Source organism: Bradyrhizobium sp. Y36 (genome assembly GCF_002531575.1).
Lineage (GTDB): Bacteria > Pseudomonadota > Alphaproteobacteria > Rhizobiales > Xanthobacteraceae > Bradyrhizobium.
Genome location: NZ_NWTI01000004.1, coordinates 43,094 through 67,577, shown reverse-complemented (window position 1 = coordinate 67,577; position 24,484 = coordinate 43,094). Strand labels below are relative to the sequence as shown.

At 65.2% G+C, this 24,484-nt stretch carries 22 protein-coding genes; 12 read left to right on the top strand and 10 right to left on the bottom strand.

Annotated features, from left to right (window positions below; genetic code table 11):
* Window positions 1–94: 94 nt before the first annotated feature.
* From CO669_RS09085 to CO669_RS09050, 8 genes are all read right to left on the bottom strand, one after another.
* Window positions 95–1,084, bottom strand: coding sequence for an ABC transporter ATP-binding protein (locus tag CO669_RS09085; RefSeq protein WP_097659473.1), 990 nt, complete (start codon window positions 1,082–1,084; stop codon window positions 95–97).
* Entirely contained in the window at window positions 1,081–1,791 is a 711-nt protein-coding gene (locus tag CO669_RS09080; RefSeq protein ID WP_097659472.1) for a DUF1028 domain-containing protein, read from the bottom strand. Before CO669_RS09080 ends, CO669_RS09085 begins: the two co-directional genes overlap by 4 nt.
* A 9-nt stretch (window positions 1,792–1,800) precedes the next feature.
* The gene (locus CO669_RS09075) at window positions 1,801–3,606 is read right to left on the bottom strand and encodes a gamma-glutamyltransferase family protein (RefSeq protein ID WP_097659471.1); all 1,806 of its coding nucleotides are present in this window, start codon (window positions 3,604–3,606) and stop codon (window positions 1,801–1,803) included.
* Window positions 3,607–3,688: 82 nt separating this feature from the next.
* Window positions 3,689–4,678 (bottom strand): ABC transporter ATP-binding protein, encoded by a 990-nt coding sequence (locus CO669_RS09070; RefSeq protein ID WP_097659470.1) that lies wholly within the window; start codon window positions 4,676–4,678, stop codon window positions 3,689–3,691.
* On the bottom strand, window positions 4,675–5,661 hold the full coding sequence (locus CO669_RS09065; protein ID WP_097659469.1) for an ABC transporter ATP-binding protein: 987 nt from the start codon (window positions 5,659–5,661) through the stop codon (window positions 4,675–4,677). The genes CO669_RS09070 and CO669_RS09065 overlap by 4 nt, the downstream gene beginning before the upstream one ends.
* A gap of 28 nt (window positions 5,662–5,689) precedes the next feature.
* Window positions 5,690–6,661: an ABC transporter permease gene (locus CO669_RS09060; RefSeq protein ID WP_097659468.1), complete on the bottom strand. Its 972-nt coding sequence runs from the start codon at window positions 6,659–6,661 to the stop codon at window positions 5,690–5,692.
* A gap of 11 nt (window positions 6,662–6,672) precedes the next feature.
* Window positions 6,673–7,653 (bottom strand): ABC transporter permease, encoded by a 981-nt coding sequence (locus CO669_RS09055; RefSeq protein ID WP_097659467.1) that lies wholly within the window; start codon window positions 7,651–7,653, stop codon window positions 6,673–6,675.
* Between the two features lie 104 nt (window positions 7,654–7,757).
* A complete protein-coding gene (locus tag CO669_RS09050) occupies window positions 7,758–9,353 on the bottom strand; it encodes an ABC transporter substrate-binding protein (RefSeq protein WP_097659466.1) in 1,596 nt (531 codons plus the stop codon).
* Window positions 9,354–9,656: 303 nt separating this feature from the next.
* Here CO669_RS09050 and CO669_RS09045 point away from each other — a divergent pair, with 303 nt between their 5' ends.
* The 6 genes from CO669_RS09045 (at window position 9,657) to CO669_RS09020 (ending at window position 17,407) form a co-directional block, all read left to right on the top strand.
* A complete protein-coding gene (locus tag CO669_RS09045; protein ID WP_097659465.1) occupies window positions 9,657–9,914 on the top strand; it encodes a DUF6489 family protein in 258 nt (85 codons plus the stop codon).
* Between the two features lie 2 nt (window positions 9,915–9,916).
* Entirely contained in the window at window positions 9,917–10,717 is an 801-nt protein-coding gene (locus tag CO669_RS09040; protein WP_097659464.1) for an esterase/lipase family protein, read from the top strand.
* 45 nt (window positions 10,718–10,762) lie between these two features.
* Entirely contained in the window at window positions 10,763–12,313 is a 1,551-nt protein-coding gene (locus tag CO669_RS09035; protein ID WP_097659463.1) for a WS/DGAT/MGAT family O-acyltransferase, read from the top strand.
* Between the two features lie 22 nt (window positions 12,314–12,335).
* Window positions 12,336–13,331 (top strand): alpha/beta fold hydrolase, encoded by a 996-nt coding sequence (locus CO669_RS09030; protein WP_198963918.1) that lies wholly within the window; start codon window positions 12,336–12,338, stop codon window positions 13,329–13,331.
* A 125-nt stretch (window positions 13,332–13,456) separates the two neighbouring features.
* The gene (locus tag CO669_RS09025) at window positions 13,457–16,693 is read left to right on the top strand and encodes a bifunctional cytochrome P450/NADPH--P450 reductase (RefSeq protein WP_097659461.1); all 3,237 of its coding nucleotides are present in this window, start codon (window positions 13,457–13,459) and stop codon (window positions 16,691–16,693) included.
* Between the two features lie 39 nt (window positions 16,694–16,732).
* Window positions 16,733–17,407: a spermidine synthase gene (locus tag CO669_RS09020; protein ID WP_097659460.1), complete on the top strand. Its 675-nt coding sequence runs from the start codon at window positions 16,733–16,735 to the stop codon at window positions 17,405–17,407.
* 104 nt (window positions 17,408–17,511) lie between these two features.
* Here CO669_RS09020 and CO669_RS09015 read toward each other — a convergent pair whose 3' ends face one another.
* Entirely contained in the window at window positions 17,512–17,976 is a 465-nt protein-coding gene (locus tag CO669_RS09015) for a nuclear transport factor 2 family protein (RefSeq protein ID WP_097659459.1), read from the bottom strand.
* A 125-nt stretch (window positions 17,977–18,101) separates the two neighbouring features.
* Window positions 18,102–19,016, bottom strand: a complete 915-nt coding sequence (locus tag CO669_RS09010) for an alpha/beta fold hydrolase (RefSeq protein WP_097659458.1) — start codon at window positions 19,014–19,016, stop codon at window positions 18,102–18,104.
* A 163-nt stretch (window positions 19,017–19,179) separates the two neighbouring features.
* Between CO669_RS09010 and CO669_RS09005 the strand changes: the two genes are divergently transcribed.
* The 6 genes from CO669_RS09005 (at window position 19,180) to CO669_RS08980 (ending at window position 24,299) form a co-directional block, all read left to right on the top strand.
* Complete coding sequence (locus CO669_RS09005) at window positions 19,180–19,563, top strand: hypothetical protein (RefSeq protein ID WP_097659457.1); 384 nt, start codon at window positions 19,180–19,182, stop codon at window positions 19,561–19,563.
* The gene (locus CO669_RS09000; protein WP_097659456.1) at window positions 19,560–20,642 is read left to right on the top strand and encodes a PHA/PHB synthase family protein; all 1,083 of its coding nucleotides are present in this window, start codon (window positions 19,560–19,562) and stop codon (window positions 20,640–20,642) included. Before CO669_RS09005 ends, CO669_RS09000 begins: the two co-directional genes overlap by 4 nt.
* Entirely contained in the window at window positions 20,639–21,232 is a 594-nt protein-coding gene (locus CO669_RS08995; protein WP_198963917.1) for a GNAT family N-acetyltransferase, read from the top strand. Before CO669_RS09000 ends, CO669_RS08995 begins: the two co-directional genes overlap by 4 nt.
* A 208-nt stretch (window positions 21,233–21,440) precedes the next feature.
* Window positions 21,441–21,896: a phasin gene (locus CO669_RS08990; RefSeq protein WP_097659454.1), complete on the top strand. Its 456-nt coding sequence runs from the start codon at window positions 21,441–21,443 to the stop codon at window positions 21,894–21,896.
* 155 nt (window positions 21,897–22,051) lie between these two features.
* Complete coding sequence (locus CO669_RS08985) at window positions 22,052–23,338, top strand: DUF445 domain-containing protein (RefSeq protein WP_097659453.1); 1,287 nt, start codon at window positions 22,052–22,054, stop codon at window positions 23,336–23,338.
* A gap of 190 nt (window positions 23,339–23,528) precedes the next feature.
* A complete protein-coding gene (locus CO669_RS08980; RefSeq protein ID WP_097659766.1) occupies window positions 23,529–24,299 on the top strand; it encodes an esterase/lipase family protein in 771 nt (256 codons plus the stop codon).
* Window positions 24,300–24,484: the final 185 nt, after the last annotated feature.

Below are 24,484 nucleotides of genomic sequence, written 5' to 3'. Positions count from 1 at the left end.
GCTCGCTGCCACATGGGCCCCGGTTCAGCAGCGCACCACCGCGCTTCGCTTGTGCAGCGCTGCGCCCGGGGCACGAGAGAGAAAGGGCTCGGCATCACGACACCAGCCGTTCGAGCGGCGCGCGGATGCAGCGCGAGAGGTGACCGGCGCTGACCTCGACGAGCGGCGGCGGCGCCGCGGTGCAGGCCTCCAGCACGAAGGGGCAGCGCGCGGCGAAGCGGCAGCCGGCCGGCGGCTGCGCCATGTTCGGCACCATGCCCTCGATCGTCGCAAGCTGCTCGGCGCGATGGTCGAGCCGGGGGATCGAGCCGAGCAGGCCGACAGTGTAGGGATGCTGCGGGGCGGAGAACAGCTCGTCCACCGGCGCACGCTCGACGATCTCGCCGGCATACATCACCGCGACCTCGTCGCAGACCTCGGCGACGACGCCGAGATCGTGGGTGATCAGGATGATGGCGGCGCCGCTCGCGGCCTTCAGCTCGCGCATCAATTCCAGGATCTGCGCCTGCAGGGTGACGTCGAGCGCCGTGGTCGGTTCGTCCGCGATCAACAGGCGCGGGTCGCAGGCCAGCGCCATCGCGATCATCACGCGCTGGCGCATGCCGCCGGAAAGCTTGTGCGGATATTCGTCAATGCGCCGCTCGGGCGAGGGGATGTGAACGCGGCGCAATAGCTCGACCGCGCGCTCGCGCGCGCTTTTGCGCGAGCCGCCGCGATGGCGCAGGATGGTCTCGATGATCTGGTCGCCGATCGTGAAGCTCGGATTGAGCGAGGTCATCGGCTCCTGGAAGATCATGGCGAGCCGGTTGCCGCGCAAATCGCGCAGGGTCTGGTCCGGCGTCTGCAGGAGATCGAGGCCGTCGAAGCGGATTGCGCCCGATATCTCCGCGCTTTGCTTCGGCAACAGGCCCATGATGGCCAGCGATGTCACGCTCTTGCCGCAGCCGGATTCGCCGACGAGGCCGAGCGTCGCGCCATTGGCGACGCTGAGATCGACGCTGTCGACCGCATGCGTGATGCGGCCGTCATCGCCGTGGAAGCGGATGCGCAGGTCCCTGATCTCGATGAGAGGGCTCGCGCTCATGACCGTCTTGCGCGCGCGGCTTGGATGCTGGCGTCGATGACGGCGCGATCGGTGTTGCCGGCCGGATTCCGCCGCGTCGGCATGGAGGGCCGGAAGTGGACCCAGAGCTCGTGGCTGACGCGTTCGAGCCGTTCGAGCTCATTGAGCGGATCGGGATGATCGTCGGCGCGGATGTCCAACGCCGGCCATTCCTCCTCGCCATGGATCAACAGCGCCGCGGACTGCTTGCCGCGCTTGTCGCCGCCGGCGGCTTCGCCTGCGCGCATCGCCGCGAGCAGGCGGCGCGGGAAGGGCAGGCTGTCATTGGCGAGATAGGTCTTTGCCGTCTCGGCGAGCACGTCGGCGCCCGCGAGCATGTTGCCTGCGATCGAATAGCCACTGCCGGCGACGTGCCCGCACCAGTCGACGCAGTCGCGCCCGGTATGCGCCGCGATCTCGCCGCTGGCGTCCATGATGTGGACCTGCCGGCTCTCGCGCCCATCGTCGGTCGCGAGCAATGTCGCGAGTACGTCGTGTGCGTTGAGGCCCTCGCGCAGCAGCTTGACCCCGTCGATGCCATAATAGGGATTGACGAAGGCCTGCGTCGCAATCGCGCCGAGACCGGCCGCGATATAAGGCACGCGCGCACCGACGGCGAAGAACCGGGTCGCGACCGCGATGCCGAAATGGCCGGTGGCAGGATCTCGTGCGATGATCGACCAGGTCATGTGCTGCCTTCAGCGTCCCGCCGCGTAACCCTGCATGCCGCGCGGATTGGCGGCGGCGCGCCGGCGCACGCCGACACGCGAAGCCGCGGTGAGGCGGCCTTCCGACCAGTCGGGGCCGACCTCGACGATATGCCCGCGCTCGCGCAGATTCTCGATCGTCGCTTTCGGCACGCGGTTCTCGACCACGAGCACGCCGGGGCGCGCGGTGCGCGGCCAGAACGAGATCGGGAAATGTTCGGAATGCCAGGCCGGCGCGTCGATGGCTTCCTGAAGATTGAGATTGCAGTGGACGTGACGCAGGAAGAACTGCGTGATCCACTGGTCCTGCTGATCGCCGCCGGGCGAGCCCCAGGCGAGGTAGGGTTCGCCGTCGCGCAGCGCCATGGTCGGCGACAGCGTCGTGCGCGGCCGCTTGCCCGGGGCGAGCGAGCTTGGTTGGTTCTCCTCCAGGTCGAACATTTGCGCACGGCTGCCGAGGCAAAAACCCAGCTCTGGAATGACAGGCGAGGATTGCAGCCAACCCCCCGAAGGCGTCGAGGACACCATGTTGCCGGCCTTGTCGATGATGTCGAAATGCACGGTGTCGCCGCGCACCTCGCCGAAGCGCCCCACGGTCGGCTCACCGGCGCCGAGCGCGCCAACGGCTTCGCGTTGGCCTTCCGCGCGGCGCAACTTGACCACGCCGCCGCGGCCCTCGACCGTGCCGGGGCGGAGCTCGAGCGAGGCCTTGTCGGAGACGAGCTTGCGCCGCTCGTCGTTATAGGCATCCGACAGCAGCGTCGCGATCGGGATCTCGCTGAACTCAGGGTCGCCGTAGAATTTCTCGCGGTCGGCGAAGGCGAGTTTGGCGCATTCGATCTGGAGATGGATGAACTCCGGCCCGGTCGGATCGAGGCCGTCGAGCGCGAAGCCCTTCAGCAGCGCGAGCTGCTGCAGCGTCACCGGGCCCTGGCTCCAGACTCCGGCCTTGCAGACGGTGTAGCGGCCGTAGTCGTAGGTGAGAGGCGCCTCGATGGTCGGCTGCCAGCGCGCCATGTCGTCGGCGGAGAGCACGCCGCGATGCGGCGAGCCGCTGACGTCCATCACTTCCTGGGTTCGGCAGAACTTGTCGATGGCTTCGGCGACGAAGCCATGCGACCAGGCCTTTCGCGCACGCGCGATCTCGGCATCGCGGCCCCCGCCGCCGCTCTCTGCCTCGCCGAGAATGCGGGTGTAGGTCGCGGCCAGCGTCTTGTTTGTGAACAACGTGCCGGGCTTCGGCACCGCGCCGTTCGGAAGATAGACGGCGGCCGAGGTCGGCCAGTGCTTGCGGAACAATTGTTCGACGGTCTGGATCGTGGCGCAGGCGCGCTCGACCAGCGGATAGCCGTCGCGCGCATAGGAGATCGCGGGTTCCAGCACGTCGCGCACGCGCATCGTGCCGTAGTCGCGCAGCAGCATCATCCAGGATTCGAAGGTGCCGGGAACGCAGGCCGCCAGCAGGCCGGTGCCGGGCACCATGTCGAGGCCTTCGCTCTTGTAATGCGCGATGGTGGCGCGCGCCGGGGCCGGGCCCTGGCCGCAGATCACTTCGGTGCGACCGCGCTTGACGTCATGCACGATCACAGGCACGTCGCCGCCGGGGCCGTTCAGATGCGGCTCGACCACCTGGAGCGTGAAGGCGGTGGCGACGCCGGCGTCGAATGCGTTGCCGCCCTTTTCCAGGATGGCCATGCCGACCGCGGTCGCGATCCAGTGCGTGGTGGCGACGACCCCGAACGTGCCCTCGATTTCGGGGCGCGTCGTGAACGGATCGGGATTGACGTTGCTGGCCATGGGCTACCTCATTTGCGGCGCGCGCAATTGATCACAGCCGATGCTGGGATGCCAAATGCGCAGGCCGCATGGCACGCGCGCGTCACGCTGGGACCGGCGCGGTGTTAACTGCGTGGCAGGCGACACCGTCGATCAGTTCCGGAGTTTCCTTGCGGCAGAGATCGAACGCCAGCGGGCAGCGCGGGTTGAAGGCACAGCCGGGGGGCGGGTTGATCGGGTTCGGGATCTCGCCCTTCACCGGAATACGCTGGCGGCCGCTCATGGCAAGATCGGGCACGGCGCCGAGCAGCATCTTGGTGTAGGGCATGCGCGGATTGGCGAACAGCTCGCGTCCCTCCGCAATCTCGACGATGCGGCCGAGATACATCACGCCGACGCGGCTCGCCATGTGGCGGACCACGGCGAGGTTGTGGCTGATGAACATGTATGTCAGGCCGAACTTGTCCTGGAGGTCGCGCATCAGGTTGAGGATCTGCGCCTGCACGGAGACGTCGAGCGCCGAGGTCGGCTCGTCGCAGACGATGAATTCGGCGTCGGAGGCGAGCGCCCTTGCGATCGCGATGCGCTGGCGCTGGCCGCCGGAGAATTCGTGTGGGAATTTCAGCCGGTCGTCGGGATGCAGGCCGACCAGGCTGAGCAGTTCGCCGACGCGGGCCTGGATGTCGCGTTCGCCCTGGATCAGGTCGAACGCGCGGATCGGCTCGGAGATGATGGCATCGACGCGAAAGCGCGGGTTCAGGCTCGCATAGGGATCCTGGAAGATCATCTGGATGCGGCGGCGCAGCTTGCGGCGCGCCGGCGCCTGCCGCGGATCGGTCATCGAGACGCCGTCGATCAGGACGTCGCCGGAGCTTGGCGGCAGGAGGCCGACGACCATCCGAGCGACTGTGGTCTTGCCGGACCCGGACTCGCCGACCAGCGCAAACGTCTCGCCCTTCCTGATGTCGAAGGTGACGTGGTCGACGGCCTTGAGATATTCGAGATGCCCGCCCTCGAGCATACGGTTGAGCCAGGGTTTCGAGACGTCGAACACGCGACGCAGATTTGTCGCCTGGACGAAGGGCGTGCTCATGCCGCGCTCTCCGCCGTCACGTTGTCATAGAGATGGCAGGCGACCGATTGTGCGCCCCGCGGCAGCGGCTCGGGCCGATCGACCCGGCAGCGGTCGAACGCAAAGGCGCAGCGCGGATTGAACGAACATCCGCGCGGGATCGCCGAGAGCCGCGGCATCGAACCGGGGATCTGCTGGAGGCGCTTGTCCTCGCCGGCCAGCGTCGGGATCGCGCCCATCAAGCCCTTGGCGTAAGGGTGCAGGGGATTTCTGACGACCTCCTGCACGGGGCCGATCTCGGCAACACGGCCGGCATACATCACCGCGACGCGGTCCGAGGTTTCCGCGATCACGCCCATGTCGTGGGTCACCAGCATCACGGCGGTGCCGTGGTCGCGGCCGAGCCGCTTGATCAGCGAGATGATCTGCGCCTGCACGGAGACGTCGAGCGCGGTGGTCGGCTCGTCCGCGATGATCAGCTCGGGCTCGGCGCAGATCGCGAGCGCGATCACGACGCGCTGGCGCATGCCGCCGGAGAATTCGTGGGGATAGCCGTCGATGCGCTTTTCCGGCGCGGGAATGCCGACCTCGGCGAGCAGGTCGATGGCGCGGCGGCGAGCCGCCGTCTCGGACAGGTTCAGGTGGGTCCTGATCGTCTCGACGATCTGGTCGCCGACCCGGTAGAGCGGATTGAGCGAAGTGAGGGGATCCTGGAAGATCATGCCGATCCGCTTTCCACGGATGCGGCGCATCTGCTCCGGCGGCAGATTGTCGATGCGCTGGCCGGCGAGACGGATCTCGCCGCCGGCGATGCGGCCGGGCGGGTCGATCAGGCCGATCACGGCAAGGCCGGTGACGGATTTGCCGGCGCCGGATTCGCCGACCACGCCCAGCACCTCTCCCCTGGCGATGTCGAAGGAGACGCCGTCGATGGCGCGGAGCGTGCCGCGGCGGGAGGCGAACTCCACCTGAAGGTTGCGCACGGAGAGGATGGGTTCGGTCATGAGCGAGGCGTACTCGTCGAAATGTTGCTTATCGGAGTTTCGGGTTGAGCGCGTCGCGCAGCCAGTCGCCGAGCAAATTGATCGACAGGATCAATCCGGCGAGCGCCAGGCCGGGGAAGGCGACGATCCACCATTCGCCGGCGAACAGATAATTGTTGCCGATGCGGATCAGCGTGCCCAGCGAGGGCATGGTATCGGGCAGGCCGACGCCGAGGAACGAGAGCGTTGCCTCGGTGATGATGGCGAGAGCCAGGTTGATGGTGGCGATGACCAGGATCGGACCCATCGTGTTGGGCAGCACGTGCCGCAGCATGATCTTCGGCGCGGGCAGGCCGATCAGCTGCGCAGCGGCCACGTAGTCCTTGTTCTTCTCGACCATCACGGAGCCGCGCACCGTCCGGGCATAGCCCACCCAGAAACTCAGGCCGATCGAGATCACCAGCACCACCAGCATGCTGGTGGCATCCAGCCGGTTGCCGAAGATCGACTTGGCGATGCCGTTGACCAGCAGCGCGATCAGAATGGCGGGGAAGGTGAGCTGCACGTCGGCGATCCGCATGATCACGCCATCCACCGCGCCGCCGAAATAGCCGGCGATCAGGCCGAGCGCGATGCCGAGCGCACCGGCGAAGATCACGCCGGCAACGCCGACGGCGAGCGAGATGCGCATGCCGTAGAGAATGGCGGAGAACACGTCGCGGCCCTGCTCGTCGGTGCCGAGCAGGAACGGGCTCTGGCCGTCGGCGGTCCACAGCGGCGAGATGCGCGAGTTCATCAACTGGAGCTGCGCCGGATCGAACGGGTTCTGCACCGCGAGCGCGGACGCAAAGATCGCGAGCAGGAAGAACAGCACGGTGATGGCCGCCGCCACCATGGTCAGCTTGGAGCGGCGGAACGAATAGAAGACGTCGCTGTCGAGCGCGCGGCTCAGCCAGCTGCGGCCGGCCTGCGCCGGCGGTGCGCTCGGCTTGTCGGGATTGGAGGCGACTGCGTCGGACATGCAGGGCTTCCTTATGTGGCGCGGCCGACGGTCGCGCGCAGGCGCGGGTCGACCACGGTGTAGAGGATGTCGACCACCAGGTTGATGGTGACGAAGATCAGCGAAACCATCAGCAGATAGGCGGCCATGATCGGGATATCGACGTTTTGCACGGCCTGCACGAACAGAAGACCCATGCCCGGCCATTGGAACACGGTTTCGGTGATGATCGAAAATGCAATAACCGAGCCAAACTGGAGCCCGGCCACCGTGATCACGGGAATCAGCGTGTTCTTCAGCGCGTGGCCGAAATGGATGGCGCGCGTGGTGAGTCCGCGGGCACGGGCAAAGCGGATGTAGTCGGTTCGCAGCACTTCCAGCATCTCCGCGCGCACCAGCCGCATGATCAAGGTCATCTGGAACAGGCCGAGCGTGATCGAGGGCATGATCAGCGCCTTCAGCCCCGACAGCGTGAGCAGGCCCGTGCTCCACCAGCCGAGCTTGACCACCTCGCCACGGCCGAACGAGGGCAACCAGCCCAGCGTCACGGCGAACAGATAGATCAGCAGGATGCCGATCAGGAACGTCGGCAGCGAGATGCCGATCAGCGAAATCGCCTGGAGTAACTTGGCCAGCATGGTGTCGCGCCTGAGCGCCGAATAGACGCCCATCAGGATGCCGAACACCATCGCAAACACGGTGGCGCAGATCGCCAGTTCCAGCGTGGCGGGCATGCGCTCCATCAGCAGCGTCGAGACCGGCTGGCGGAACTGGTAGGAAACGCCGAACTTGAATTGCGCCGCGTCGGCGAAATAGCGAACGAACTGCACCGGCACGGGGTCGTCGAGGCCGAGCGACTTGCGCACGATCTCGCGTTCGGCCGCCGATGTGTCGATCGAGACGATCTGGTTGACGGGATCGCCGGCGAAACGGAACATCGAGAACGCGATGATGCCGACGGCGAACATGACGCCGATAGCCTGAACGGCGCGGCGAAGAGTGAAAGCGAGCATGCCTTCCACTGTCCTTGGGTGTGCGTGCAGCCGACGGCTTTGTCAGCCGGAAAAGGAAAGGTCCCGGGAGCCTCACGCTGCCGGGACCTCGTGTTCAACCAACGCTATTCTTTCTTGGTCGCCCAGTGGAACATGACCAGATTGTCCGCGCGCTGCGGCAGGTTGACCTTCTTCGAGACGCCCCAGGCCAGCGCCTGCTGATGCAGCGGAATGTAGGCCCAGTCCTTGATGCTGATGTCGTAAGCCTGCTTGATCAGCTGGTTGCGCTTGGCGGTGTCGGTCTCGACCAGCACCTTGTCGGTGATGGCGTCGAATTCCTTGTTGCAATAGCCGCCGAGATTGGCCTCGCCACGGGAGGATTTCGCATCGTCGCGGCAGCCCATGATGTCGTAGAGCACGTTGTGCGAGTCCATCGTGCTCGGCGTCCAGCCCAGCAGATAGAACGAGGTCTGGTAGCCGCCCTGCTTGAGCACCTTGGCGAAGTACTGCGCCTTCGGCTGCGCCAGGAGATTGATCTTGACACCGATGCGGGCAAGCATGCCGACGACGGCCTGGCAGATCGCGGCGTCGTTGACATAGCGATCGTTCGGGCAATCCATCGTGACTTCGAAGCCGTCGGGGTAGCCCGCCTCGGTCAGGAGCTTCTTGGCACCGTCAGGGTCGAATTTCGGCCGCGTGAACTCCTTGGACAGCGCGAACAGTTCCGGCGCGATCATCAGGGCCGAGGGCGTCGACAGCCCGCGCATCACGCGCGTCTTGATCAGCTCGATGTCGATCGCCTTGTAGAAGGCTTCGCGGACGCGGGCGTCCTTGAAGGGATTCTTGCCCTTGATGTTGGAGTAGAGCAGCTCGTCACGGGTCTGGTCGAAGCCGATGAAGATGGTGCGCAGCTCGGGCCCCTTCAGCACCTGGGCATTCGGGCTGGAATCGACGCGGGAGATATCCTGGATCGGCACCGGCTCGATGACGTCCACTTCACCCGAAAGCAGCGCAGCGACGCGGGTCGCATCGGAGGAAATCGGGGTGAAGATGATCTCCTTCAGATTGCCTTCCATCTTGCCCCAGTAATTGGGGTTGGCCTTGAACACCGTCTTCACGCCGGGCTGATGGCTCTCGATGATGAAGGGGCCCGTGCCGTTCTCGTGCAGCGAGGCGTAGCTCGGCGTGGTCGCCGCAACCGGCGTCGGATCGACGACGTTGTTCTCCTCGGCCCATTTCTTGTCCATGATGTACCAGACATCCCACGAATTGTGCAGGATGGGATTGGGCGAGGGCAGGACGAAGTCGACCGTGTAGTCGTCGACCTTCACGACCTTGACGTCCGGCGCAAGGCGGGTCTGCATATTGGACCCCTTCTTGCGGACGCGATCGGCGGAGAACACGACGTCGTCGGCGGTGAAAGGATCGCCGTTGTGGAATTTCACGCCCTTGCGCAAATGGAAGCGCCAGCGGGTCGGCTCCGGCGTTTCCCAGCTTTCCGCCAGCGCCGGAATGATCTTGAGGTCCTTGTCGCGCGCGGTGAGGCCTTGATAGACGTGACCGAGATGGGCGTGGGTGGTGCTCTCGTTGAGCGTGTAGGGGTCGAGGGATTTCAGGTCACCCTGGTTGGCATAACGCAGCGTCTGGCTCGACGCCGGCGTGACCGTCAACGCAAGCGTACCGGCGAGCGTCGCCGCAAACAGAGTTCGACCGACTAACATTCTTGACCCTCTCCACACTGCCCAGCCGATGATTTTTGATTGTTCGGCGGCCTGATTGATCCATGTTGCCCAGAGTTCTCGACCGGTGCAAGCGCCATTCCAGCAAGGAACGCGCCAAGTTGCACCGCTGTGCAGCAATGCTGACCATGCTGCCAGGCATGGGGTTCGCCCCCTTCGACTTTGGTTGACCATATCGGCCGATTGCAGGATAGGCGCGCGGCGCCCCTGCATCAGGTCGCTTGCGTCGCACCACAACTCGCGGCGATACTCGGTCAGGCCGCTCGAATCTCTTCTGGAGGGGACATGAAAGTTAACATCGAAATCGACTGCACCCCCCTCGAGGCCCGCCAGTTCTTCGGTCTGCCCGACGTGGCGCCGATGCAAACGGCGGTGATGGACAAGCTGCAGCAGCAGGTGCTCAGCAACATCGAGAAGGTCTCGCCGGAATCGCTGATCCAGAGCTGGTTCACCTTCGATCCGAAGATCGCCGAGCGCTTCCAGGACATGTTCGTCACCATGGCCGGCCTCGGCGGCACGCGCAGCAGCGACAAGAAGAAATAGCAATGTCGCCCGGGCCGGAGGGGGCGCAGGAGGCAGGCCGGCTTCGTCCGCCGAGCCTCGGCCTGCTGCTGGCAGAAGCCCGCGGCCTGTTCGAGCTCAATGCGAGCCTGCTGCTGTCGCCGATCCTGATGCGGGCGCCGCGGGGCGACGGCCATCCGGTGTTGGCGCTGCCGGGCTTCCTCGCCAGCGATCTCTCGATGGTGCCGATGCGGCGCTATCTCAGTGAGCTCGGCTACGAGGCGCAGGCCTGGCGGATGGGCCGCAATCTCGGCGGCCTCGGCCGGATGCGGGACGCCTTGCGCGCCCGTCTTGCCGAGATCCATCGTGCGAGCGGACGCAAGGTCAGCCTCGTCGGCTGGAGCCTCGGCGGCGTCTATGCCCGCGATCTCGCGCTTTGGGCACCCGACATGGTTCGCTATGTCATCACGCTCGGCAGCCCGTTTGCCAACGATGTGCGGGCAACCAACGCCACGCGGCTCTACGAGGCGCTGTCGGGGGAACGGGTCGAGGATCTTGCTGAGGCGCGCGAGGCGATCGCCGGTGATCTGCCGGTGCCGGCGACGTCGATCTATTCGCGCGCCGACGGCGTAGTGAACTGGCGGACCTGCCTGCTCCGTCCCTCCGATCGGGCCGAGAACATCGAGGTGCTCCTGGCGAGCCATATCGGGCTCGGGGTGAACCCCGCGGCGCTATGGGCCGTGGCGGACCGGCTGGCGCAACCGGAAGGGGAGTTCTCGCCATTTGACCGGGCAGGGCCGTTTGCCATTGCATATGCCCCGCCGGAGCAGGCAATATCGGCCTGACGAGAAGCGCCAGAAGGCGCCCGTCAATCGTTGCGGGAGGGAACTATGGCTGACGGTAAGAAGCTGTCGTCGCTGGACGCGTCGTTTCTCTATCTGGAAACGCCGGAGATGCCGATGCATGTCGGGAGCATGGCGATCTTTCGCCTGCCCGACGACTACAAGGGCGACTTCTTCGAAGACTTCAAGGCGATGATCGTCTCGCGCCTGCATATCGCGCCGATCCTCAAGGCGCGGCTGGAGAAGGCGCCGCTCGACATCGATCATCCCTCCTGGGTCGAGGACGACCAGTTCGACATCGACCGCCACATTTTCCGCGCCAGCCTGCCGCAGCCGCGCGACCGCGCCACGCTGGAGCGCATCGTCGGCTGGATGCACGCCAAGCTGCTCAACCGCGCCCGCCCGCTCTGGGAGTTCTACGTGTTCGAGGGCATGAAGGACAACGAGGTCGGGCTCTATTCCAAGATGCACCATGCCGCGATCGACGGCGGTGCCGGTGCGGCGCTGACCAACATGATCTACGATATCTCGCCGATCCCGCGGCAGGTCGATCCGCCGGCGGCCGGAGCCAAGCCCGGGCAGGAGCCGCGCGACATCGCGGCGAACCTCCTGGATTCCTACCAGCAGCTGTTCAACCAGCCGCTCGATGCCGGCAAGGCCGCCCAAAACCTGCAATTGCCGCGCACCGGCAAGAGCGACATCGGTTCGATCCTGTTCGACAACGCGATGTACCAGATCGAGAGCGCGGTGCGCTTCGCTGGCAACATCCCGACCATGGTCAAGAGCGTGTCCGAGGTGCTCGGCAAGGTCTCAGATCCCAAGTCGCGCGAGAGCCTCGCCAGCATGGTGTCGCCGCCGACGATGCTGAACAAGACCATCTCGTCGGAGCGAAGCTTTGCCGGCGTGTCGATCTCGCTGTCGCGCGCGAAGGCGCTGGCGAAGCTCGCCGGCGGCAAGCTCAACGACGTCGTGCTGGCGCTCGCCTCCGGCGTGGTCCGCCGCTACCTTCAGCAATATGGCACGCTGCCGGCGAAATCCCTGACGGCCGCCGTGCCGATCTCGCTGCGGGAGGAGGGCAACACCGAGGCCAACAACCAGGTGTTCGGCATGATCTGCGCGATCGCGACCAACATCGACGACCCCAAGGCGCGGCTGGAGGCCATCATCGCGCAGTCGACCAAGTCCAAGGAGATGTCGCACCCGCTGCGCGCGCTGATGCCCCAGGTCTCCAACATCTCGATGCTGGGCGCGCCGATCATGGTGCAGATCCTGGCGCTGCTTTACAGCCGCTCGAACCTGTCGGACGTGCTGCCGCCGGCCGCCAACATCACGGTGTCCAACGTGCCCGGGCCGCGGCAGACGCTTTACGCTGCCGGTGCCGAGCTGTTGCACATCTTCCCGGTGTCGATCTCGACGCACGGGCAGGCGCTCAACATCACCGTGCAGAGCTATCGCGACCAGCTCGATTTCGGCTTCATCGTCGGCGCCAACATCATCCCGCATGTGCAGGTGATGTGCGACATGCTGCCCGACGAGTTCGCCGCGTTGGAGGCGGCCTATGCGCCGCCAGCGGCGGACATCAAGGGCGCCGCTGAGTAGGAATGTTGCCAGGAAACTTGCGATGATTGAAATGCCGCCGCTCAAGTTCGCGCAGACGAACGGAATCCGCATGGGCTATTACGAGGCGGGCCCGACCGACGACAAGCCGCCGATCGTGCTGTGCCATGGCTGGCCCGAGCTCGCCTTTTCCTGGCGCCATCAGATCAAGGCGCTGAGCGAGGCGGGCATCCGGGTGATCGCCCCGGACCAGCGCGGCTATGGCGCGACCGACCGGCCGGAGCCGGTCGAGGCCTATGACATGGAGCATCTGACCGGCGATCTCGTCGGGCTGCTGGATCATCTCGGCATCGACAAGGCGATCTTCGTCGGTCATGACTGGGGCGGCTTCGTGGTCTGGCAGATGCCGCTGCGGCATCCCTCGCGCGTCGCCGGTGTTGTCGGCGTCAACACCCCGCATTGGGACCGCGCGCCGGTCGATCCGATCGCACTGTTCCGCCAGCGCTTCGGCGAGCAGATGTACATCGTCCAGTTCCAGGATCCCGCGCGCGAGCCGGACAGGATTTTCGGCAGCCGGGTCGAGCAGACCTTCGACGCCTTTATGCGCAAGCCGCTGGCGCGGCCGGCAGCGAAGCCGGAGGAGCCGCCGATCGCGGGGGTTGGCGCCTCGGCAAAGACCAATCTGGCCTTCCCGCAGATGATCGCGGCCTACGATGCCAAGGTCGATCCGCGCACGCCGATCCTGTCGGCCGACGAGAAGAAGGTGTTCGTCGACACGTTCACGAAGACCGGCTTCACCGGCGGCATCAATTGGTATCGCAATTTCACCCGCAATTGGGAGCGTGCGAAGGGGCTGGACCATAACATCCACGTGCCGTCGCTGATGATCATGGCGGAGAACGACGCCGTGCTGCCGCCCTCGGCGGCCGACGGCATGGAAAAGCTGATCGGCGATCTCGAGAAATACCTGGTGAAGGACAGCGGCCATTGGACGCAGCAGGAGAAGCCGGAAGAGGTCAGCGCCAAGCTGATCGAATGGCGTAGAAGGCGGTTTGGGTAGCACTCGTCATCGCGAGCGCAGCGAAGCAATCCAGCAAAGTATCCGCAGAGGCGGTCTGGATTGCTTCGTCGCTTCGCTCCTCGCAATGACGACGGTGGATATCGAGTCAGGGGGAAGTACTTTTCATGTCATCCAAGAACCGTCTGGACCCGATTCCGCAGCCGCCGGCCAAGCCCGTGGTCGGCAACATGCTGTCGCTGGACTCGGCCGCCCCCGTGCAGCATTTGACGCGGCTCGCCAAGGAGCTCGGTCCGATCTTCTGGCTCGACATGATGGGCTCGCCGATCGTCGTCGTCTCCGGCCACGATCTCGTCGAAGAGCTCTCCGACGAGAAGCGTTTCGACAAGACGGTGCGCGGCGCGCTGCGGCGTGTGCGTGCGGTCGGCGGCGATGGCCTGTTCACGGCCGATACCCGCGAGCCGAACTGGAGCAAGGCGCACAACATCCTGCTGCAGCCGTTCGGCAACCGCGCCATGCAATCCTATCATCCGAGCATGGTCGACATCGCCGAGCAGCTCGTCCAGAAATGGGAGCGGCTCAATGCCGACGACGAGATCGACGTCGTCCACGACATGACCGCGCTGACGCTGGACACGATCGGCCTGTGCGGTTTCGACTACCGCTTCAACTCCTTCTACCGGAGCGACTATCACCCCTACGTCGAGTCACTGGTGCGTTCGCTCGAAACCATCATGATGACGCGGGGCCTGCCGCTCGAGCAGCTCTGGATGCAGAAGCGCCGCAAGACGCTCACTGAAGACGTCGCCTTCATGAACAAGATGGTCGACGAGATCATCGCCGAGCGCCGCAAGAGCGCCGACGCGGTCGACGACAAGAAGGACATGCTCGCCGCGATGATGACCGGCGTTGACCGCTCGACCGGCGAGCAGCTCGACGACGTCAACATCCGTTACCAGATCAACACGTTCCTGATCGCGGGCCACGAGACCACGAGCGGCCTGTTGTCCTACACGCTCTATGCGCTGCTCAAGCATCCGGAGATCCTCAAGAAGGCCTATGACGAGGTCGATCGCGTCTTCGGTCCCGACGTCAATGCCAAGCCGACCTATCAGCAGGTGACGCAGCTCACCTACATCACGCAGATCCTGAAAGAGGCGCTGCGGCTGTGGCCGCCGGCGCCGGCCTACGGCATTTCGCCGCTGAACGACGAGACCATCGGCGGTGGCAAGTACAAGCTCCGGAAAGGTACGTTCGTCACCGTCCTGGTGACGGCGCTGCATCGGGATCCCTCGGTGTGGGGACCGAATCCGGATGCGTTCGACCCCGAGAATTTCAGCCGCGAGGCGGAGGCGAAGCGGCCGATCAATGCCTGGAAGCCGTTCGGCAACGGCCAGCGCGCCTGCATCGGCCGAGGCTTCGCCATGCACGAGGCCGCGCTCGCGCTCGGCATGATCCTGCAGCGCTTCAAGCTGATCGACCATCAGCGCTACCAGATGCATTTGAAGGAGACGCTGACGATGAAGCCGGAAGGCTTCAAGATCAGGGTGCGTCCGCGCGCTGATCGCGAGCGTGGTGCCTATGGCGGGCCGATTGCGGCTGCCGGCTCGGCGCCGAAAGCACCACGTCAACCGACCGCGCGCCCCGGCCACAACACGCCGATGCTGGTGCTGTACGGCTCGAACCTCGGCACCGCGGAAGAGCTGGCGACGCGCATGGCGGATCTTGCCGAGATCAACGGCTTTGCCGTGCATCTCGGCCCGCTCGACGATTACGTCGGCAAGCTGCCGCAGGACGGCGGCGTGCTGATCATCTGCGCCTCCTATAACGGCGCCCCGCCCGACAATGCGACGCAGTTCGTCAAATGGCTCGGCGGCGATTTGCCGAAGGATGCCTTTGCCGGCGTCCGCTATGCCGTGTTCGGTTGTGGCAACAGCGACTGGGCCGCGACCTATCAATCGGTGCCGCGCCTGATCGACGAGCAGTTGTCGGCGCATGGCGCGCGCGCGGTCTATCCGCGCGGCGAGGGCGATGCGCGCAGCGATCTCGACGGCCAGTTCCAGAAATGGTTTCCTGCCGCGGCGCAGGTTGCGACGAAGGAATTCGGCATCGACTGGAACTTCACCCGCACTGCCGAGGACGATCCGCTCTATGCGATCGAGCCTGTCGCGGTCACCGCCGTCAATACCATCGTCGCGCAGGGCGGCGCGGTTGCGATGAAGGTGCTCGCCAACGACGAGCTTCAGAACAAGGCGGGGCCCAATCCGTCGGAGCGCTCGACGCGCCACATCGAGGTGCAACTGCCGGCCAATGTCAGCTACCGCGTCGGCGACCACCTCAGCGTCGTCCCGCGCAACGATCCGACGCTGGTGGATTCGGTCGCCCGCCGCTTCGGCTTCCTGCCGGCCGACCAGATCAGGCTGCGGGTCACCGAGGGCCGCCGCGCGCAACTGCCGGTGGGTGATGCGGTGTCGGTCGGCCGTCTGCTCAGCGAGTTTGTCGAGTTGCAGCAGGTGGCGACACGCAAGCAGATCCAGATCATGGCCGAGCACACCCGCTGCCCCGTCACCAAGCCGAAGCTGCTGGCCTTCGTTGGGGAGGAGGCGGAGCCGCTCGAGAGGTACCGCAGCGAGATCCTGGCCAGGCGTAAATCGGTGTTCGATCTGCTGCTCGAATATCCCGCCTGCGAACTGCCGTTTCATGTCTACCTGGAAATGCTCTCGCTGCTGGCGCCGCGGTATTATTCGATCTCGTCCTCGCCGTCGGTGGATCCGGCGCGCTGCAGCATCACGGTCGGCGTGGTCGAAGGCCCGGCGGCGTCGGGGCGCGGCACCTACAAGGGCATCTGCTCGAACTATCTCGCCAATCGCCGCGCGGGCGATGCGGTCTACGCCACCGTGCGCGAGACCAAGGCCGGCTTTCGGCTTCCCGACGATCCGTCCGTGCCGATCATCATGATCGGCCCGGGTACGGGTCTGGCGCCGTTCCGCGGCTTCCTTCAGGAGCGGGCTGCGCGCAAAGCCGGGGGCGCCAGCCTTGGGCCGGCCATGCTGTTCTTCGGCTGCCGTCATCCCGATCAGGATTTTCTCTATGCGGAGGAGCTGAAGGCGCTCGCGGCAAGCGGCATCACCGAGCTGTTCACGGCGTTCTCGCGTGCCGATGGACCGAAGACCTATGTGCAGCACATGCTCGCCGCGCAAAAGGACAAGGTCTGGCCGCTGATCGAGCAGGGCGCGATCGTCTATGTCTGCGGCGACGGCGGCAAGATGGAGCCCGACGTCAAAGCGGCGCTGGTTGCGATCCACCGCGAGAAGAGCGGCAGCGACGCCGCCGCCAGCGCGCGCTGGATCGAGGAGATGGGCACGAAGAACCGGTATGTGCTCGACGTCTGGGCGGGGGGATAGGCTGAGGTGCGGGCTACGAAGTCGTGCTAAACGTCGCCCATGATTCCCTGGGAAAAGCTCGACACCGCCAAGATCCCCGGCTCGGACGAGGAGCTCCGCCTGATGCGTCGGGGCAAGGAGTTCTCCATCAAGCTCGGCACCAACGAGCTGATGAACAATCGCCTGTCCGGCTCGGAAGCTGCGCTTGCAACACTCGCGGCGAAGCAGATCGAGAGCGTCGCCAAGCCCGTTATCCTCATCGGTGGCCTCGGCATGGGCTTTACGCTGCGTGCCGCGCTCACGGTGCTCGGGCCCAAGGCAAGGATCGTGGTGTCCGAACTCGTGCCCGCGGTGGTCGCCTGGGCGCGCGGGCCGATGGCCGAGGTCTTCGGCGACAGCCTCGATGATGTCAGGGTGAAGATCCGGGAAATCGACGTCGGCGAAGTCATCCGTGCCAAGAGCTCGGCCTTCGATGCCATTCTCCTCGACGTTGACAATGGGCCGGAAGGGCTGACCCGCAAGGGCAATGACGCGCTCTACAGCGCGAGCGGGCTGGCGGCGGCCAAGACTGCGCTGCGGCCGGGTGGCGTGCTCGCCGTCTGGTCCTCAGGACCCAATCCGGCCTTCACCAAGCGCCTTAAGCGCGCTGGCTTCGATGTCAACGAAGTCGCGGTTCGCGCCACCGGACGAGGCGGCGGCGCGCGTCACGTGATCTGGATCGCGCGGAAGGGCTAGGCGACCGTTGGTAGCCCGGATGGAGCGCAGCGCAATCCGGGGCAGGCTTTCCTGACGAGAGCGGGTTCCCGGATTACGCTGCGCTCGATCCGCCGCTGCGCCTTCTAGAACATCGTGTTGCCGTTGGCCGGATTCTCCGGGATGTCCTGAACCACGTCCCAGTGCTCGACGATCTTGCCGTTCTCCAGCTTGAAGATGTCGACGATCGCGCGGCCGCGGGTGCCGGGTTCGCGGACGGAGTGAACGTGCAGGATGACGAAGTCGCCGTCGACGAACGAGCGCTTGATCTCGCTGTGCGAGTTCGGAAATTTTTCCCGGAGGAAGCCGATGAATTTTCGAAAGCCATCCGGGCCATCGGGGGCGTTCGGATTGTGCTGGACATAGCGGTTGCCGACATAGGCGAGGGCCGCGTCCGCGTCCTTCTGGTTGAGACCCTTCTCGTAGAAGGCCAGCACGGCCGTGCGGTTGGCTTCCTCCTGCGCGCTGGCGGCGATCGCCGCGCCGGCTGCAAGCGCGAGCGTGAGAGCCGAGATGGCGGCGACAGCGGCCGACCGGGTGATGGAATGCATGTGAGCTCCGAGATGTCGAAAGCCTGTTGCCAATGAGAGAGGCTTGTATAACTTTCGCACCGGCCTGCTGGAAGACAGTCACCGCAAGCTCACATGGTCACCGTGGAGAGACTGCCAGCGTCGGTCTATGCAGCCTGTGCCGCCGCGCCGTGCGCGTGCTTGTCGATGGCACCGATGATCTCCGGCCAGAAGCGCATCGGTAGTGCGTGGCCCATGCCGTCGATCATCAACAGCTTTGCATTCGGGATCGACGCCGCGGTGTCCTTGCCGCCCTCCGGCCGCACCAGCGGATCGACGGTGCCGTGAATGACCAGCGTCGGTGCCTTCACGGCATGCAGCCGCTCCTTGCGGCTGCCGGAGGCCAGCACGGCGCGGAGCTGGCGGCCGACGCCGGCGGGATTGAGGCCGCGCGCGAACACGCGCTCGGCGCGCTCGGGGTCGAGTGCTTCCTCTTCCGGAAAATGTCCGGCGCGCAGTACTTTCCAGGTCTGGCCGTAACGAACGATGTACTCTTCCTTGCTGCGCGGCGGCGGCGCCATCAGCATCGCGGCGGCCTCGCGCGTCGGCGGCGGCAGGCGCGGATTGCCTGTCGTCGACATGATCGAGGTCAGCGAACGGACGCGGTGCGGAAACGACAGCGTCACCTCCTGCGCGATCATGCCGCCCATGGACGCCCCGACAAGATGTGCCGATTTGATGCCGAGTGCATCCATCAGCCCGACCGTGTCTTTTGCCATGTCGATCAGCTTGTAGGTCGCAGCGACCGGGATCCGGAAGAAGCGCAGCTTCAAGAGCTCGAGCGGCGTCAGTCGCTTGCCGCCGGTGAGATGGCTGGACTTGCCGATGTCGCGGTTGTCGAAGCGGATCACGCGAAAGCCGCGCGCGGCAAGTTGCTCGCAGAACGCATCGTCCCAGTGGATCATCTGCGCGCCGAGCCCCATGATCAGCAGCAGCGGCTCGGCATTGTCGTTGCCGAAGATCTCGTAGCAGATGTCGATGCCGTTGGCGCGGACGGTCTGGGGCGGCTGATGGGTGGTCACGGGCGTTCCCTTCGCTCTTGATCAGTCGTGTATTGCACGGTTTCACGCCGCAAAGAAGCCATCGGCGCCGCGCTGGCCGACCTGCCGGTTGACCGGCACCGCGCAACGGTGTGGTATGGCGGAAAAGAAGGGCATCGCAGCTCTCGATTTCAGGAGGACGCCGATGACCGACAAGACCAATGACCCCGTTGCCATGTGGCAGAAGATGGTGGGCGAGATGGAGAAGGGGTTCAACTCCTTTGCCAACCAGGCCATGTCGTCGCCCGAATTTTCGCAGGCGATGAACCGCGCGGGCGGAGTTGCTGCAGGTGCTCAGAAGCAGCTCGGCGAGCTCATGGAGAAATATCTCGTCACGATGAACCTGCCGAGCCGGGAGCAGGTCACGGGTCTGGCGGAACGGTTGCAGTCGATCGAAGCCCAGATCGGCGAGATGAAGTCGATGCTGAGCCAGATGGCGGCCAATTCGGGCATCTCGCAAGGTTTCGACGGGATGCCGCGGCCGCCACGGACGAAGCGGCCGCCCTCCGAGAACGGAGGGCAATCATGAACGCGCCGGCTGGGCTCGATCTCGCATCCATCCCGGAGCGCATCCAGTCCGAGGTGCAGCGCGCCATCCAGCGCAGCATCAAGGGCGTCGAATATTTCTCGACCTCGGGTCCTTCGCTCGGCTCGACGCCCAAGGACGTGCTGCATTCGCGCGGCACGATGAGCCTCTATCACTACCGGCCGATGTCGGACGAGATCTACCGCATCCCGGTGCTGATCGTGATGGCGACCACCAATCGCGGCTACATCCTCGACCTCGTTCCCGGCCAGAGCTTCATCGAGTTCCTGCTCAAACGCGGCTACGACGTCTACATGCTCGATTGGAGCGCGCCGCGGCCGGAGGAGAAGAGCCTGCGGATGGAGGACTATGTCCTCGACTTCATCCCGGATTGCGTTCGCCGCGTGCAGGCCGATTCCGGCGAGCAGGACGTTTCCGTCATCGGCTATTGCTTCGGCGGCGTGCTGTCGCTGCTCTACGGCGCGATCCACGCGGACGGGCCGATGAAGAACCTGATCTGCTTCACCACGCCGATCGACTTCCGCGAGATGAAGCTGTTCTCGAACTTCTCCGACCGCCGCTATTTCGACGTCGATCGTCTCGTCGACAGCGTCGGCAACGTGCCGCCGGAGATGATCCTGTCCTCGTTCGAGATGCTGCGCCCCGCCTCGCGCACGGTGAGCCAGATCCAGCTCTGGGAAAACATCTGGAACGACGAGTTCGTCAAGTCCTACCGGATGTTCGATCGGTGGGCGACAGATACGCTGCCGCTGGCGGGCGAATATTTCCGCACCATCACCAAGGACCTGATGTGGGACAACAAGCTGTTCAACGACAGCATGTCGGTCGGCGGCCGGGCGGCGAAGCTCGAGAGCATCAAGGTGCCGATCCTGCATGCGGTGGCCGAGCACGACCACATCGTGCCGTATGAGGCCGCAAAACACCTGATCGCGAAGATCGGATCTACCGACAAGGAAGAGGTGATGCTGAAGGGCGGTCACGTCTCGCTTGTCGCGGGCGCCAACGCCGTGAAGCGGCTATGGCCCAAACTGGATTCCTGGCTGGGAAAGAGATCGACATGAGCGAGCAACGTTCCTATCCACGTCACGTCAAGACCGATGCCGGTGATGTCGAGATCCGCCTGATGGCGCCTGCGGACGAAGCCGCGGTGCTCGCCTTCGGCAAGGGGCTGCCGACCCACGATCTACTGTTCCTGCCGCGCAATATCAGCCAGCCGAAAGTGCTGTCGGCCTGGGTCAAGGAGATCGAGCGCGGCGCCATCACGAGCCTGCTCGCGATCAGTGACGGCAAGGTCGTCGGTTGTGGCACGCTGGTGCGCGATCCCCATTCCTGGTCGCCCCATGTCGGCGAGATCCGGATGGTGGTCTCGCTCGATGTCCGCGGGAAGGGAGTGGGGCGGGCGCTGTCGCAGGAAACTTTCGCGCTGGCGCTCGGCGCGGGCCTGGAAAAGCTGTCAGTCCAGATGACGGTCGACCAGCAGTCGGCGATCGCCCTGTTCGAGAGCCTCGGCTTCAAGGCCGAAGCGCTGCTACGGGACCACGTCCGCGACGTCGATGGCAAGACCCACGACATCGTCGTGCTCGGCCACAACATCGCACAGGTCCAGGCCCAGATGGAGGCTTATGGGCTGCCGGGCGCCGTCCAGCACTGAAAGGGTCAGGCCGGGACGCCCTGCCGGGAACCCAATGGCTAGGGAGGCATCGGGATGCCTTTCTTGAAGCCAGTTCACGGTTTCGTGATATCGCAGTGCAATATGAATATTGCATCGCACAATTAACTATGCCATATAAGACGTGCCCCGGGCCATCGAGGACGGGGTGAGCCCATAGCTCAAAACCATTGAGGATGGAGAGAACCCCATGACCACCGAAACCAACACCGCTTTCGAGGGCTTCAAAGACGCTTTCAAGAACATCCAGAATCTGGAAGTTCCCGAGGCCGCCCGCGAATTCGTCAAGAAGACCGCCAACACCGCCAAGGACCGCGCTGCCGAGGCTTTCGCTGGCTCCGAGCGGGTGACCGCCGCCGTCGAGAACGCGGTAACCGAATCCGTCGCCGAGGCCGGCAAGATCAGCCGCAACATCCAGCAGGCGATCTATGACGATGCTCAGGCGTTCTTCGCCGGCATCGACAAGCTCGCTTCCGCCAAGTCGGTCAGCGAAGCCGTCGAGATCCAGTCGAGCTTGCTCCGCGCCCGCGGCGAAGTGTTCGTCTCGCGTGCCAAGGCGACCGCCGACTATTTCGGCAAGCTCGCCGCCAACGGTGCAAAGTCCGCTCAGGACAATTTTGCCAAGGTCTACAACAAGACCGCCTGATCCGGGCCTGAGACCAAACTGAATTTGAGGCCCGCTTCGGCGGGCCTTTTGTTTGGTCCGGGGCCATCGGCTTGCTCTATCCCGGCTCTGCGGCGCACCGCTCCGCGTTGCGCCTTGTCCGGGACACGAGGAGACCGACGCGCTAAGAAACCGTCATGGATTCACCTGCCAGCTTCTCCTTCGAGACACCTGCCGATGCCGAGCGCGCGGCCGAGCTGCGCCGCGTGAAAGCGCTGGCGACGCTGGTGCTGGCCTCGACGCTTCTGCTGTTCATCGTCGCGAAATGGCTGCTGCCGGTGCATCCATTGTTCGGCTTCGTCGCCGCCTTCGCGGAAGCGGCGACCATCGGAGGCCTCGCTGACTGGTATGCGGTGGTGGCGCTATTCAAGCGGCCGCTTGGCCTGCCGATCCCGCATACCGCGATCATCCAGAGCAACCAGGCCCGCATCGCCGACAAGCTCGGCGAGTTCATCCAGGTGCATTTCCTCGAGGCCGGTCCCGTCGAGGCCAAGTTGAAGGAGATCGATTTCGGCTCCTTCGTCGCCGACTGGCTGCGCGACCGCAAGCGCAGCGACGATCTTGCGCGCTTCGCGCTGCGCCTGCTGCCGGAGGCCGTATCCGCGACCGAGAGCTCGGGCTTGATGACCTTCATCATCCGCCGCATGTCCTCGCAGCTCCAGGCGATCGACCTCGCTCCGCTCGCGGCCGGTACGCTGCGCGGCTTCGTGGCGGAGGGGCGTCACCAGATCCTGTTCGACGATCTCCTGCGCGTGATGCACGAGACGCTGAACCAGCAAGAGACGATGGGGATGATCCGTGAGAAGGTGCGCGCGGAATTGCCGACCCTGCTGCGGCTCTACCGTGCCGACAAGTTTCTGGTGAACAAGATCGTGGCGTCCGCGACCGCCTTCTTCAACGAGGTGCGCAGCGATCCCAAGCATCCCTTCCGCGGCGAGTTCGACCGCATGGTGCTGAGCTTCGTCGACCGGCTCGGCACTGACCAGGCCTATATCGACCGCATCGCCGGCTTGAAGCGCGACCTCCTCGCGCGGCCCGAGCTTGCCGATCTCGCCCGCACCGTCTGGGCCAACACGCGCTCCTTCATCGAGCGCAGCGCGAGCGGCGAGACGCAGGTGCTGCAGCATCATCTCGCCGGCATGTTCGTCTCGGCGGGCGATGCGCTCGCCGGCGATGCCGAGCTGCGCGACGAGATCAACAAGGGGTTGGTGACGGTGCTGCGCAGCTTCGTCGCCGACCAGAAGAGCGGCGTTTCGATCTTCATCTCCGACCAGGTCAAGGCGTGGGACATGGCGCAGTTGATTTCGCTGATCGAAATCAACATCGGCCGAGACCTGCAATACATCCGTTTCAACGGCTCGCTGATCGGCGGGCTCGCCGGGCTCGCGCTCTACTCCGTAGAATTCCTGCTCCGATTGCTGTGACTTTTGCGTCACGGCCGTTAGCTTTAACGCGCGGGCCTATTGTGGCCCCGCATCTCTCCCGCTTGAATGTCGGGAACCGGCCGCCTAGCTGATTCATGTTGCGCTGCGGAACGATCAAGAAGCCTGCGTATTGGAATTCATGCCCATTGCCGGCCTCGCAGCCGGCGTCTGCTTCCCAGGGGAAACATTGATGACCGCTACTGCCCAGACGCTGCGTCCGCCGTCCCGTACCCTGATGTTTCTGGAAGGGCGCGCGATCCACGAGTTCGGTGCCTTCCTCGGCGCGCTGCCGCTGCTGAGCCTCGCGCCGCGCGGCGATGGGCATCCGGTGCTGGTGCTGCCGGGCCTCGTGGCCTCCGATGCGTCCACGCGCGCGCTGCGCACGTTTCTGACAAGCAAGGGCTACGCCGTGAGTGGCTGGCGCCAGGGCCGCAACTACGGCCTGCGCGACGGCGTGCAGCACGCGATGGTCGACCTGGTCCAGGAGCTCAGCGACACCCACGGGCGCAAGATCAGCCTGGTGGGCTGGAGCCTGGGTGGCCTCTACGCCCGGCAGCTCGCCAAGATGATGCCCGAGCGCGTGCGACAGGTGATCACGCTCGGGAGCCCCTTTGCCGGCGATCCCCGTTCGACCAACGCCTGGCGTGTCTATGAATGGGCCAGCGGACGGAAGTCGGACGAGGTCGATCCGCGGTTCGGCGGCGATCTCGCCGCTCCGCTCCCGGTGCCGACCACCGCCATCTTCAGCCGCACCGACGGCGTCTGCGCCTGGCAGGGCTGCATGGAAAAGACGGGCGCGCAGACCGAGAGCATCGAGGTCGAGAGCAGCCATTGCGGCATGGGGCATCATCCCGCCGTGGTCTATGCCGTCGCCGACCGTCTTGCGCAGAAGGAAGGCCAGTGGCGGCCGTTCGACCGCAGCGGCTGGCGCAGCCTGGCGTATCCCGATCCGCACAGGTGATTTCTTCGCCTCTTTCAGGGAGGCGATCGCATATGGCAACGATGTCGCTTGCGGCCATCCTTCGAGACGCCCGCCGTCGGCGGGCCCTCAGGATGAGGGACCGTGTGGGCGGCTGCAGATTCAACGAGAACCGGTGCCGCCTAGCCTTATCCTGAGGAGACCGCGAAGCGGTCGTCTCGAAGGAC